The organism is Amnibacterium sp., from assembly GCF_036559085.1.
Classification (GTDB): domain Bacteria; phylum Actinomycetota; class Actinomycetes; order Actinomycetales; family Microbacteriaceae; genus Amnibacterium.
Genome location: NZ_DATBTU010000023.1, coordinates 141,463 through 153,975 on the forward strand (window position 1 = coordinate 141,463; position 12,513 = coordinate 153,975).

Below are 12,513 nucleotides of genomic sequence, written 5' to 3' on the forward strand. Positions count from 1 at the left end.
CGCGGCGTCTAGAAGAGCGTGACGGGGCGGACGATGTCCGCGTAGATCAGCAGCACGCTCATCCCGCCGAGCAGGATCGCGACGGCGAACGTCAGCGGCATCAGCTTCGCGGTGTCGACCGGGCCGGGGTCGCGCTTCCCCAGCACCTTCGCGGCGCTGCGGCGGATGCCCTCCCAGAGGGCGCCGATGATGTGGCCACCGTCGAGCGGCAGCAGCGGGATCAGGTTGAACACGAACAGCGCGATGTTCAGGCTGCCGAGGATGCCGACGAGGCTCGCGACCTTCGAGGAGAGCGGCACCGCCGTCGAGCTCGTGATCTCGCCGGCCACGCGGCCGACCCCGACCACGCTGATCGGGCCGTTCGGGTCCCGCGGGCCGCTGCCGAACGCGGCCTGGGCGACGCCGACGAGGCGCTGCGGCAGGTGGACGATCACGTTGCCGACCGCGACCGAGTTGTTCCACACCGCGGGTAGCACCGCGGACGCGGGCTGCTGCGTCAGCTGCTCGGTCGGGCTGATCCCGATGAAGCCGACCGTCTGCGTCTCGACCGCTCCGGCGCCGTTCTTCACCGGCACGCCGTTCGCATCCGTCACCGCGACCGTGTTCACGGCAGGGGTGACGGCGATCGTGCGGCGGCCGTCCGTGCCGGTGACCGTCAGGGTGATGGGCTTGCCGGCGGACTTCCGGATGACGCCGGTGACGTCGGTCCAGCTCTGCACCGGGGCGCCGTTCACGGCGAGGATGCGGTCGCCCGGCTTCAGGCCGGAGTTCGCGGCGGGCGCCGCCTGATCCGTCGACCGGCACACCGTGGTCGTCTGGGTGGCGGGCACGATGCACTTCGAGATCGACGCGACGGTCGTGGTCGGCTGGTAGACGCCGAAGCCCATCAGCGCGATCCCGGTGAACAGGATCCCGAGCAGCAGGTTCATGGTCGGTCCGCCGAGCATGATGACGACGCGCTTCCAGACCGCGAGCCGGTAGAAGGCGCGGTGCTCCTCGCCCGGGTGGATCTGCTCCTGGCTCGAGTCCCGGGCGTCCTGCACCAGGGAGCTGAAGAAGCCGGTCGACGCGGTGCGGGCGCGCCCGCCGGTCTTCGCGGGTGGGAACATGCCGACCATCGAGATGTAGCCGCCGAGCGGCACGAGCTTGAAGCCGTACTCGGTCTCCCCGCGACGGCGGGCGAAGACGGTGCGGCCGAAACCGATCATGTACTGCGTCACGCGCACGCCGAAGAGCTTCGCCGGCACCAGGTGGCCGACCTCGTGCAGCCCGATGGACAGCGCGACGCCGACGGCGATCACGAGGATGCCGACGAGGTAGAGGAGCACGGTCACGCCGACAGGGTACGTGCGCCCGGCTCCCCCGTCGGGCGCGACCTGGCTGCTGCGGCTAGGAGTTCTTCGAGAGGACCCGATGAGCCGCGGCTCGAGCGGCCCGATCGGCCTCGAGCACAGCCGCCCGGTCGAGGTCGCCGGTCTCGCCCGGCACGGCATCGAGCACCGCGCGGATCGTGCCGATGATGTCCGGGAAGCGGATCCGCCCCGCGTGGAACGCGAGCACCGCCTCCTCGTTGGCCGCGTTGAAGAGCGCGGGCGCCGTGCCGCCGGCCGCCGCGACCTGCTTCGCGATCCGCACGGCGGGGAACGCGTCCTCGTCGAGCGGCTCGAACGTCCAGTCCTGCGCCCGGGAGAAGTCGATGGGTACGCCGACGCCGGGCACGCGGTGCGGCCAGTCGAGCCCGAGCGAGATGGGCAGCCGCATGTCCGGCGGCGAGGCCTGCGCGATGGTGGCGCCATCGGTGAACTCGACCATGGAGTGCACGATCGACTGCGGATGCACGACCACGTCGATCGCGTCGAGCGGCACGTCGAAGAGCAGGTGCGCCTCGATCACCTCGAGGCCCTTGTTCACGAGGGTCGCGCTGTTCGTGGTGACCATCAGGCCCATGTCCCAGGTCGGGTGCCGTAAGGCCTGCTGCGGGGTGACCTCCGCCAGTCGCTCGGCGGACATGCCGCGGAACGGGCCGCCGGACGCGGTGAGCACGAGCCGGCGGACCTCGGCGTGGGTGCCGGAGGCGAGGCACTGGGCGATCGCCGAGTGCTCGCTGTCGACGGGCACGATCTGCCCGGGCCGGGCCGCTCGCATGACGAGCGGGCCCCCGATGATGAGGGACTCCTTGTTCGCGAGCGCCAGCGTGGTGCCGGTCTCGAGCGCCGCGAGCGTCGGGCCGAGGCCGGCGGCGCCGGTGATCCCGTTCACGACGACGTCAGCGGGCACCTGGCGGACGAGGGCCTCGGCTGCGTCGGCGCCGAGGGCGGTGGCGGCGACGCCGAACCGCTCGGCCTGCGCGGCGAGCCCGGCCGCATCCGTGCCGGCGGTCAGGCCGGCGACCTCGAACCGGTCGGGGTGGTGCCCGATCACGTCGAGGGTCTGGGTGCCGATCGACCCGGTCGAGCCGAGCAGCAGGACCCGCCGGCGGCTCATCGGGCGCCCTCCGGCGCGCCCGGGTGGTGGCGCACGGGGAAGGCCACCGAGTTGGCGATGAAGCAGAGCCGGTTCGCCTCGGCGTGCAGCGAGTCGGCGAGCGCCCGCTGCGACTCGTCCGCGAGCGTCACGACCGGGTGGAGGTCGACCTCGGTCATCCGGCCGCCGCCGTCCGGATCCACCTCGAGGGCGCCGGTCGCGGTGTCCGTGTAGCCGGTGACGACCACGCCGTTGCGGACCGCGACGTGCAGGTAGGAGAGGAGGTGGCACTGGCTCAGCGCCGCGACGAGGAGCTCCTCCGGGTTCCAGCGGTCGGCGTCGCCGAAGAAGGGCCGGTCGGCGCTCCCGGGCAGGTCGGGCTTGCCCTCCGAGCGCACCACGACGCTGCGGCCGTAGGCGCGGTAGGCGGAGGTCCCGGTGCCGCGGTTCCCGGTCCACTCGACCGAGAGCTCGTATCCGTGCGGCATGGGCCGAGCCTACGGGCGCCGCGCGAGGATGGGTCCGTGATCGGGACCCGGCGGATCGGCGAGGACGACTGGCGTGAGTGGCGGGCGATGCGGCTCGCCGCGCTCGCGGCCGATCCGGACGCCTTCGGCTCCACGCTCGCCGAGTGGACCGGACCGAACGATCTCGAGGCGCGGTGGCGGGCACGCCTCGCCTCGTCGCCGCTGTCCGTGCTGCTCGACGTCGACGGGCGCACCGCCGGCATGGTGGCCGCGTACCGCCCCGACGGGCCGGTCGAGGTCGTCTCGCTCTGGGTGCATCCGGAGTTCCGCGGCCTGGGCGTCGGCGAGGCGGCGCTGGCCGAGGTCGTCGCGTTCGCAGACGGCGAGGACGTGCTGCTGTCGGTCCGCGCGGCGAACCCGCACGCGATCCGCCTCTACGAGCGGTGCGGCTTCGTCGACGAGGGCGTCTCGCCCGACGACCCCCGCGAGCGCCGCATGCGCCGCCCCGCCTGACCGCCCGCGGCGCCGACCCGGGTCAGGCGTGGGTCGTGGCGAGGATGTCGATGACGAAGACGAGGGTGTCGGTGCCCTTGATCGAGCCGTCCTTCGTGCCCGTCTTCCCGTAGCCGTCGGCCGGCGGGATGATCGCGACCACCTGCGAGCCGACCTTCTGGCCGACGAGCGCGTCGCCGAAGCCCTTGACCACCGCGGTCGTCGCGAAGCTGGCGGGGCCGGCCTTCGTCCAGGACTGGTCGAAGACCGTGTTGTTGCGCCAGAGGACACCCTGGTACTGGACGGTCACGGTGTCGCCGCTCTTGACGGTGTCGCCGGTGCCGACCTCACGGTCGGCGATCTTCAGGGTGGTGGGCGCTGCGGTCTTCGGCACCGTCACCGTCGGCTGCCCGTTCCCGGCGAGCGTCACCTTCGGGAAGCCGGACGGCAGCGGCTTCACGGCGCCGGTCGCCTTCGTCGGCGTGAGGGACAGGATGTCGCCGACGAGCACGAGCGAGTGGTCGGCGCCGACGCCGAGCTGCGGGGATCCCTTCGTCCCGAACGCCGCCGACGGCGGGATGACGGCGGCGAACCGCTCGCCGACCTTGCCGCAGACGATCGCCTGGACGAGGCCCGGCAGGTACTGGCTGGTGTCAGCGGTGAGGATCACGGGCTTCTTCGCCGCGGTGTAGCCGCTCTGGTCGAGCTGCTTGCCGGTGGCGCCCTCGTAGAGCGTGTAGGCGATCTTCACGCTGCTGCCCGCCTTGACAGTGTCGCCGGACCCGGCTTTCACGATCGAGCGCTGGGTGGTGGTCGCCGACGTCGGCCGCGGGAACTTCACCGTCGGCGCGGCACCCGCCTTGCCGCTCACCTGCACGGCCTTGGACGCGCTGCCCTCGGTCGCGCAGGCGGTGGGGTTCGTCGCGGGGGCGGCGGTCGACGCGGACGACGAAGGGGACCCCGCCGACGACGAGGCACTCGATCCGCCGGACGACGTGCCGCTGCAGCCGGCGAGCGCGAGGGCCAGCGCGGCGGCCACGGCGGCGGGGGCGAAGCGGCGCAGGTGGGTGGAGGTCGTCGAAGGCATCCGTCCATCCTGAGGCACGGCACGCAGCCCTCGTGCCGTGCACCCTGTTTCTTCCGGAATCCTTGGGCGGCGGCGACGAGCAGCCGGGTCGGGGCGCGCTTCGTACACTGGAGGCATGACCGACACGCTCGTCCCCGACACCAGCACGACCGACGAGCTGACCGCCCGCCGGATCGTCACCGCGATCCCCGGCCCGAAGTCGCAGGAGCTGCACAAGCGGCGACTCGCGGCCGTGCCGGTCGGCGTCAACTCGATGCTCCCCGTCTACATCCGCCGCGCCCACGGCGCCGTCGTCGAGGACGTCGACGGCAACCGCTTCCTCGACCTCGGCGCCGGCATCGGTGTGACCACCATCGGCCACACCAACGACGCCGTCGTCGAGGCCGCCCGTGCCCAGCTCGGCGACTTCCTGCACACCCTCTTCACCATCACGCCGTACGAGTCGTACGTGCGCGTCGCGGAGCTCGTCGCCGAGCGCACGCCGGGCTCGTTCCCGAAGAAGACCGTGCTCGTGAACTCCGGCGCAGAGGCCGTCGAGAACGGCGTGAAGATCGCCCGCAAGGCGACGCGGCGGCGCGCGGTGGCGGTGCTCGAGCACGCGTACCACGGCCGCACGAACCTCACGATGGCGATGAACTTCAAGGCGATGCCGTACGGCACCGGCTTCGGCCCGTTCGCCGGCGACGTCTACCACGTGCCCTCCTCCTACCCGTACCGCGACGGCCTGACGGGTGCCGAAGCGGCCGCGCGCACCATCGCCTACATCGAGAAGCACATCGGCGCCGAGGACCTCGCGATCCTCGTCGTCGAGCCGATCCAGGGCGAGGGCGGCTTCCAGACGCCCGCCGAAGGGTTCCTGCCGGCGCTGCAGACGTGGGCGAACGAGCACGACGTCGTCATCGCGGCGGATGAGATCCAGAGCGGCATGGCCCGCACCGGCACCTGGTTCGCGAGCGAGCACTTCGGCTTCGAGCCCGATCTCGTGTTCTTCGCGAAGGGCGTTGCGGGCGGCCTGCCGCTTGCGGGCGTCACCGGCCGTGCGGAGATCATGGACGCCGCCCAGCCCGGCGGCCTCGGCGGCACCTTCGGCGGCAACCCGGTCGCCGCGGCGGCCGCGGTCGCCGTGATCGAGCAGATCGAGGAGCAGGACCTGCTCGCCGAGGCGCGGCGCATCGAGGGGACCCTCCGTCCGGCCCTCGAGGAGCTGCAGAGCGAGTTCGACATCATCGGCGACGTGCGCGGCAAGGGCGCGATGCTGGCGATCGAGCTCGTCGCCCCCGGCACCGGCGCGACGACGAAGACGCCGAACTCGGCGGCCGTGCAGACGATCTCGTCCTACGCGGGCCAGCACGGCGTGCTGCTGCTCACGGCCGGCACGTACGGCAACGTGCTCCGCTTCCTGCCGAGCCTCGCGATCACCGACGAGCAGCTCCACGACGCGGTGTCCGTGCTCCGCGAGGGGCTCATCGAGGCCACCCGCCGGAGCTGACGAGGCGCATCCGGGCCGGCGCCGCGCCGGCCCGGATGGCCACGACGTCATCCGGCCCCGTGACGGGCGGCAGGACCGTCGCGGATCCGGTCAGCGCACGCAGCTCGCCGGGCAGCACCGCGTCGACGAGCACGGGTGCCTCAGCCGCGAGCCGCCCGAAGAGGACCCACCGGGCCTGCCACTCAGCAGGCGAGCCGACGAGTACATCACCCTGACCGTCGACGCCCGCCGCCGCGACGCCCGCGTCCCGCAGCTGCGCCAGCCGGGCCGCCGGACGCGACGACACGAGCGCGACCGGCGCCCCGCCGGGGAGGAACGGTGCCGCTGCGGGCGAGGCGGCGGGCGTGCGCGGCCAGGGCGGCAGCGCGAGCCGGCCGAGGCGCCCGCGCCAGACGGCCGCGCCCGGTGTCGTCGCGAGGCCGGCGGTGGTCCGATCACCGCCGATCGCGAGGTGGTCGTCGGTCTCGAGCGCGAGCAGCAGCCGGTCGCTGCAGAGCCCGATCACCGGACGGAGGGGCAGGCCGCCCCAGCCCGACGGGCCGCGGACGCCCAGGGCCACCGGCGCGGATCCGTGACGCCGGAGGCGCTGCGCGAGGCGCTCGAGCAGCGCGGCGGCCGCCGCGGCACCGAGGCCGTCGAGCAGCGCCTCGAGGTCGTCGAGCACCACCGGCACGTCGTCGTCGTGCACGGCGTCCCAGGCCGCGGCCGCATCGCCCGCCGGGTCTGCGGCGCCGAGCAACCCGGCCACGAGCACGAGCGCCGTGGTCCGGCCGGAGCCGGGGCGCCCGGCCACGAGCAGCCCGGCGCTCGGCCGCCAGGCGAGCGCCGGCTGCGCTTGCTCGTCCGGCGCGTCGACGAGGCCGAGCACCAGGCTGCCGGGCACCGCCGCGAGCCCCTCGAGATCCAGCCGCTCCGGGAGCGGGTCGAGCCACGGCCGGCGTGGGGCGCGTCCCGGCCGCGCCCTGCTCAGGGCGACGGCGAGCGCCTCCGGGTCGACCCGGGCGACCGTGATCGGCCGGGGGAGCTCGCCGGCGACGGCGAGCACCGCGGCGCCGGGCCCCCTCGGCAGGGTCGCGGCGGCCGCCGTGCCGACCACGGCGACGCTGTCGGCCGCGTCGAGGACGCGCAGCGCGATGCGCAGCCCGCAGTTCGTGGCGAGCTCGTCGCGGATGCTGCCCGCCGGCCGCTGGGTGCAGAGCACGAGGTGCACGCCGAGCGAGCGACCGCGCGCCGCGACGTCGGTGAAGACCGCGGCGAGCGACGGCCGGGCCTCGAGCAGCGCCCGGAACTCGTCGACCACGACGACGAGGCGCGGCTCGCCGGTGCCGGCGATGTCCGCCACCGCAGCGTCGCGCAGCACCTGCTCGCGCCGCCGCAGCTCCGCGGCGAGCGACTGCACGGCACGGTCGGTGCCCGCGGCGTCGAGGTCCGTGACGATGCCGGCCACGTGCGGCAGGTGGGCGACGGGATCGAACGCCGCCCCGCCCTTGTGGTCGACGAGCAGCAGCACGAGCCGCTCGGGCGGATGCGCGGCCGCGAGCGCGAGGACCCACGCGGTCAGCAGCGCGCTCTTGCCGCTGCCCGTGGTGCCGGCGACGATCGCGTGGGGTCCGTCGGCGACGAGGTCGACCTCGACCGGCTCGCCGTGCTCGAGCGCGAACCGGGCGGCGAGGCCGACGTCCGGGGCCGGGTCCCCCGTGAGGGCGGCGATCGACGGGACATCCTCCGCCCGCGGCAGCGCCGTCGCTGCGGATGCCGCGGTGACGAGCGCCGGGCGGAACCGTCTCCCCCGCAGCCCGGCAGGACCGCGGAGCACGACCGCGGCGGTCGGGGCGTCGAGACGCACCTCCAACTCGGCAGCGGGACCGCGCCGCACGGGATCGGCGGCCGCGGCCGCCTCCGCTGCCACCCGGACGGCACGCAGGAAGGCGCCGGTGATCACCGGCGGCCCCGAGACCGCGAGGGTGGTGCCGGGCGGGACCACGAACGGCACCCGGCGCAGCACCGCCGATGCCGCGACGAGCGCGCGTTCCCGCTCGTCGGCCGGTGCGCCGCCGACGAGGGGCTGGATCGCGCGGTCCTCGGTGCCGATCACGAGCCCCTCCCCCGGTCGGCGCAGCCCGTCGAACGCCTGGGGGCCGGGTGCAGCACGGCGCTCGGCGCCCTCGAGCGCGAGGCGACGGGCGTCCGCCGCGCGCGCCACCGCCTCGAGTGCCTCGGCGTGCCGGGCGGCGGCGCGCCGGGCGCGGCGGCGCACCTGGCGCCGGCCGTCGAGCACGCCGGCCACGGCCACGACCGGGGTGAGCACCGCGAGCAGCAGCACGCTCGGCTCGCGGACCACCGCGAACAGCACCGCGGCGACGGCGAGCGGGGCGAGCGCGCCGACGAGCGGGAACGGCGGCGGCTCGGGCGGCTCCGGCCGTACGGGAAGCGTCAGGGCTGCTGGCACCGCTGAAGGATGCCGAACGGCGGGGCGGGCCGGCAGCCCTGCCGGCAGCGCAGCCACGCGACCGACCGTCGCGCCTCCTGTGGAGGAGGGGACGCCGGGCGGATCCGGGCTAGTTCGTCTCGACCGCGAGCACGTCGACGAGCACGACGGTGACGTTGTCGCGGCCGCCCGACTCGAGCGCGGCCTGCACGAGCGCGGTCGCGGTGTCGGCGGCCGGCGCACCGGCGGCGAGCAGCGACTCGATGCGCTCGTCGTCGAGCTCCTTGCTGAGCCCGTCGGAGCAGGCGAGCAGCCGCAGGCCGGGCTCGACCGGCAGCATCCAGTAGTCCGGCATGGGCGGCTCGTTGAAGCCGATCGCGCGGGTGATCACGTTGCTGTCGGGGTGGTTGTCCGCCTGCCGGCGCGTGATCGCGCCGGCGTCGACCAGCTCCTGCACGACCGAGTGGTCGACGGTGACCTGCTCGAACTCGCCCTCGAGGTACCGGTAGACGCGCGAGTCGCCGACGTTGAAGACGGCGAAGTAGGGGTCGTCGCCGGACATGGTCAGCGCCATGCCGGTCACCGTCGTGCCCGCCCCGACGAGCGCGGTGCCGTCGAGCTGCGCGATGTCGTGCGACGCCTGCGCCAGCGCGAGGCCGATCGCGGCGGGGGTCACGAAGCCGTCGGCGATCACGCCGCCGAGCCGGTTCACGACCGCCTCGCTCGCGAGGTCACCGGCGGCATGGCCGCCCATCCCGTCGGCGACGGCGAAGATCGGCGGCTCCGCGACGAAGCTGTCCTCGTTGACCTGGCGCCGGTGGCCGACGTCCGTGGCTGCACCCCAGGCGAGCGTGATCGCGCCGCCGCGATGCGGGAGCGGAAGCCGGCTGCCCGGGCTGCTCTGGCCGATGTGGGTCAACGACGACCTTCCGGGTTCCGGCCCGACCGGGCTCTGGCTCAGCGGTACGCGAGGATCTCGATGACGTTGCCGTCACCGATGTCGATGAGCGTACCGGGTGCGACCGGGAGGGACTCACCCGACTCGAGGCGACGTACCCCGGATCCGGGCTGCCGGACGACCGTACCGTTCGTCGACTGCAGGTCCGTGAGGACGAGCCCCTGCGGCGTCGGCCGGAGCTCGATGTGGGTCGCGGACACCTCCCGGCTCGGGCTCTCGACCCGCACGAGGCGCGGCAGCATCGGCCCGGTGACCCGGGGGCTGCGCGGCTGCCGGCCGACGTACACCGGCGCATCGACCCGCTCCGGCGCGCGGTCGCCGAGCCGGAACGCGGCGGCGCCCGCCGTCTCGGGCGTCGGCGCGGTCGCGGGCGGCTCCGTGCGGTGCCGGGTGAGGGAGGCGGCGCGTCGGCCGAGGTCGCCGAGCACGTTCGTGTCGTACGGCGACAGCTCCGACAGCGGGGACGGCGCGGTGACGGGCCGGGCCGGTGGCACGGGCTTGGAGGCGACGATGTCCCTGGCCCAGCCGAGCCACGGACCGAAGACCACGCCCCCGTCGAGCGGCAGGTCCGTCTCCGTCGGCCGGAGGTCTCCGGGCGAGCGCTGCAGCGGCCCGAGCGCGAAGCGGTCCACCTCGTTCAGCTCGGCGACGTACCAGGGCTGGGCACCCCGCGCGTCGACTCGGCGCATCCGCCCGGCGACCGAGACGTCGGAGCACGCCTCGCCGCGGACGACGAACACCGTGGCGCGTCCGATCCCGGCGATCGCGAACGACTCGACGGCATCCGCGCCCCTGGTCGGGATCGCGCCGACGAGGGCGTCGAGCCCGAGCGACGGCTCGGCGGCGATGCGCCACAGCGTGGCCATGGTGTGCATCCCAGTGCTTGGGGCGAACGCGCCGACGAAGCGATCGGTCGCGAGGAGCCGCCACTCCTCACCGGGTGCGAGCGGTTCCGGTGGGTAGTAGGCGCTCGCCATGTGAGAAGGAGCCCCCCGGTTTCAGAGGCCGCGTTCGCGGCGTTCCACAGATCGTGCGTGGCAGGTCGTGATGCTCGGCGCCGAAGCCGAGGGCCGGTGAGTCAGGCGCCGATGAACGACATCACGTGCTTGACGCGAGTGTAATCCTCGAAGCCGTACATCGAGAGATCCTTGCCGTAGCCCGAGTGCTTGAAGCCGCCGTGCGGCATCTCCGCGACGATCGGGATGTGCGTGTTGATCCATACGCAGCCGAAGTCGAGGCGCTTCGCCGCCCGCATCGCCTTGCCGTGGTCGCGCGTCCAGACGGATGAGGACAGGCCGTACTGCACGTCGTTCGCCCACGCGAGCGCCTGCTCCTCGGTCGAGAAGCGCTGCACGGTCTGCACCGGCCCGAAGATCTCGTTCTGCACGGCCTCGTCGGTCTGCCGCAGGTTCGAGACGATCGTGGCGTCGTAGAAGTACCCCTGGTCGCCGTGCCGGCGGCCGCCGAGCTCGACCTTCGCGTGATCGGGCAGCCCGTCGAGGAATCCGCCGACCCTGGCGAACTGATCGGCGTTGTTCAGCGGACCGAACAGCACGTCCTCGTCGGGTGCGCCCGTCGTCGCGTTCGCGCGGGCGTACTCGGCGAGCGCCGCGACGAACTCGTCGTGGATGCCCTCCTGCACGAGCAGGCGGGTGGCGGCCGTGCAGTCCTGCCCGGCGTTGAAGTAGCCGGCGGTCACGATGCCCGCCACCGCGAGCTCGATGTCGGCGTCGTCGTAGACGATGACGGGCGCCTTGCCGCCGAGCTCGAGGTGCACCCGCTTCAGGTCGCTCGCCGCGGCCTTGGCGACCGCCATCCCGGCGCGCACCGATCCGGTGATCGAGACCATCGCCGGGATCGGGTGCTCGATCATCCGCGCGCCCGTGTCGCGGCCGCCGGTGATGACGTTCAGCACGCCGGCGGGGAGGAACTCGGCGGCCACCTCGGCCAGCAGCAGGGTCGACGACGGCGTGGTCTCGGACGGCTTCAGCACGATCGTGTTGCCCGCGGCGATCGCCGGCGCGAACTTCCACGTGGCCATGTTGAGCGGGTAGTTCCAGGGCGTCACCTGGCCGATCACGCCGATCGGCTCGCGGCGGATCATCGACGTGTGGTCCTTCAGGTACTCCCCCGCCGACCGGCCCTCGAGCACCCGGGCCGCGCCGGCGAAGAAGCGGATCTGGTCGACGGACACGAGGATCTCGTCCTGGACCAGGCTGCGCAGCGGCTTGCCGGTGTCCTTCGACTCCAGCGCCGCGAACTCGTCCGCGCGCGCCTGAATCGCATCCGCGATGCGGAAGAGGGCGAGCTGGCGCTCGGACGGCGTCGTCTCCCTCCAGACCGCGAACGCGTCCCTCGCCGCACGGAACGCCGCGTCGACCTGCTCGGGGCCGGAGTCGACCTCCGTGCCGTAGACCGACTCGTCGACGGGTGAGACGAGATCGAGGGTCGGCACGTCCGCGGGAACGTGCTCACCGGCGATGAAGTTGTCGAGGGTGGGGAGCGCCATGGCCACACCGTACGCCAGGCGGTGCGCCGTCGGACGACTGATTCCGCAGCACTCGGGCAGCGGATTCGACGGAATCGGTTGAGAACGCGCATCCCCACCTGGCAGACTCCCGCTCGTGGCATCTCGCGGTCGAGACAGGACGGGTCCCGTCGCGCTCGACGACGTGTCCAAGGCGATCGTCGAGCAGCTGCAGCAGGACGGCCGCCGCTCCTACGCCGACATCGGCAAGCACGTCGGCCTCTCCGAGGCCGCGGTGCGGCAGCGCGTGCAGCGCCTCACCGAGACCGGTGTCATGCAGATCGTCGCCGTCACGGATCCGATGCAGCTCGGCTTCTACCGCCAGGCGATGATCGGCATCCGCGTCTCCGGCGACGTCCGCGAGATCGCCGACCGGCTCGCGGCGCTGCCCGCGATCGACTACGTGGTGCTCACCGCCGGCACGTTCGACCTGCTCGTGGAGGTCGTCTGCGAGAACGACGACGACCTCATCGAGCTGCTGAACGCCGAGATCCGCACCCTCCCGGGCGTCGTGTCCACCGACACGTTCGTCTACCTGAAGCTCCGCAAGCAGTTCTACAACTGGGGGACGCGCTAGGCGCGGATCCCTCTCGAAGGGGAGA

General features: G+C 73.6%; 11 protein-coding genes. 3 read left to right on the forward strand and 8 right to left on the reverse strand.

Annotation, left to right across the window (positions count from 1 at the left end; all coding sequences use genetic code 11):
* Positions 1-8: 8 nt before the first annotated feature.
* The 3 genes from VIG76_RS04475 to VIG76_RS04485 form a co-directional block, all read right to left on the reverse strand.
* Positions 9-1,328 (reverse strand): M50 family metallopeptidase, encoded by a 1,320-nt coding sequence (locus VIG76_RS04475; RefSeq protein WP_331951552.1) that lies wholly within the window; start codon positions 1,326-1,328, stop codon positions 9-11.
* Positions 1,329-1,389: 61 nt separating this feature from the next.
* Entirely contained in the window at positions 1,390-2,484 is a 1,095-nt protein-coding gene (dxr, locus tag VIG76_RS04480; protein WP_331951459.1) for a 1-deoxy-D-xylulose-5-phosphate reductoisomerase, read from the reverse strand.
* The gene (locus VIG76_RS04485) at positions 2,481-2,951 is read right to left on the reverse strand and encodes an OsmC family protein (protein ID WP_331951461.1); all 471 of its coding nucleotides are present in this window, start codon (positions 2,949-2,951) and stop codon (positions 2,481-2,483) included. Before VIG76_RS04485 ends, dxr begins: the two co-directional genes overlap by 4 nt.
* A gap of 36 nt (positions 2,952-2,987) precedes the next feature.
* On the opposite strand from VIG76_RS04485, the gene VIG76_RS04490 reads away from it, so the two are divergent.
* Positions 2,988-3,443 carry a GNAT family N-acetyltransferase gene (locus tag VIG76_RS04490; RefSeq protein WP_331951463.1) on the forward strand — a complete coding sequence of 152 codons (456 nt, stop codon included), beginning with the start codon at positions 2,988-2,990 and terminating at the stop codon, positions 3,441-3,443.
* A 22-nt stretch (positions 3,444-3,465) separates the two neighbouring features.
* On the opposite strand, the gene VIG76_RS04495 is transcribed toward VIG76_RS04490, so the two are convergent.
* Entirely contained in the window at positions 3,466-4,509 is a 1,044-nt protein-coding gene (locus tag VIG76_RS04495) for an FKBP-type peptidyl-prolyl cis-trans isomerase (protein WP_331951465.1), read from the reverse strand.
* A 115-nt stretch (positions 4,510-4,624) separates the two neighbouring features.
* Here VIG76_RS04495 and gabT point away from each other — a divergent pair, with 115 nt between their 5' ends.
* The gene (gene gabT / locus VIG76_RS04500) at positions 4,625-5,998 is read left to right on the forward strand and encodes a 4-aminobutyrate--2-oxoglutarate transaminase (RefSeq protein WP_331951467.1); all 1,374 of its coding nucleotides are present in this window, start codon (positions 4,625-4,627) and stop codon (positions 5,996-5,998) included.
* On the opposite strand, the gene VIG76_RS04505 is transcribed toward gabT, so the two are convergent.
* From VIG76_RS04505 to VIG76_RS04520, 4 genes are all read right to left on the reverse strand, one after another.
* The gene (locus tag VIG76_RS04505) at positions 5,973-8,447 is read right to left on the reverse strand and encodes an FtsK/SpoIIIE domain-containing protein (protein WP_331951469.1); all 2,475 of its coding nucleotides are present in this window, start codon (positions 8,445-8,447) and stop codon (positions 5,973-5,975) included. The two genes, gabT and VIG76_RS04505, sit on opposite strands and share 26 nt — an antisense overlap.
* Positions 8,448-8,556: 109 nt before the next feature.
* Positions 8,557-9,345 carry a PP2C family protein-serine/threonine phosphatase gene (locus VIG76_RS04510; protein ID WP_331951471.1) on the reverse strand — a complete coding sequence of 263 codons (789 nt, stop codon included), beginning with the start codon at positions 9,343-9,345 and terminating at the stop codon, positions 8,557-8,559.
* A gap of 38 nt (positions 9,346-9,383) precedes the next feature.
* On the reverse strand, positions 9,384-10,361 hold the full coding sequence (locus tag VIG76_RS04515) for an FHA domain-containing protein (RefSeq protein WP_331951473.1): 978 nt from the start codon (positions 10,359-10,361) through the stop codon (positions 9,384-9,386).
* Between the two features lie 101 nt (positions 10,362-10,462).
* A complete protein-coding gene (locus VIG76_RS04520) occupies positions 10,463-11,893 on the reverse strand; it encodes an aminobutyraldehyde dehydrogenase (protein WP_331951475.1) in 1,431 nt (476 codons plus the stop codon).
* Positions 11,894-12,008: 115 nt separating this feature from the next.
* Between VIG76_RS04520 and VIG76_RS04525 the strand changes: the two genes are divergently transcribed.
* On the forward strand, positions 12,009-12,488 hold the full coding sequence (locus tag VIG76_RS04525) for an Lrp/AsnC family transcriptional regulator (RefSeq protein WP_331951477.1): 480 nt from the start codon (positions 12,009-12,011) through the stop codon (positions 12,486-12,488).
* Positions 12,489-12,513 lie beyond the last annotated feature (25 nt).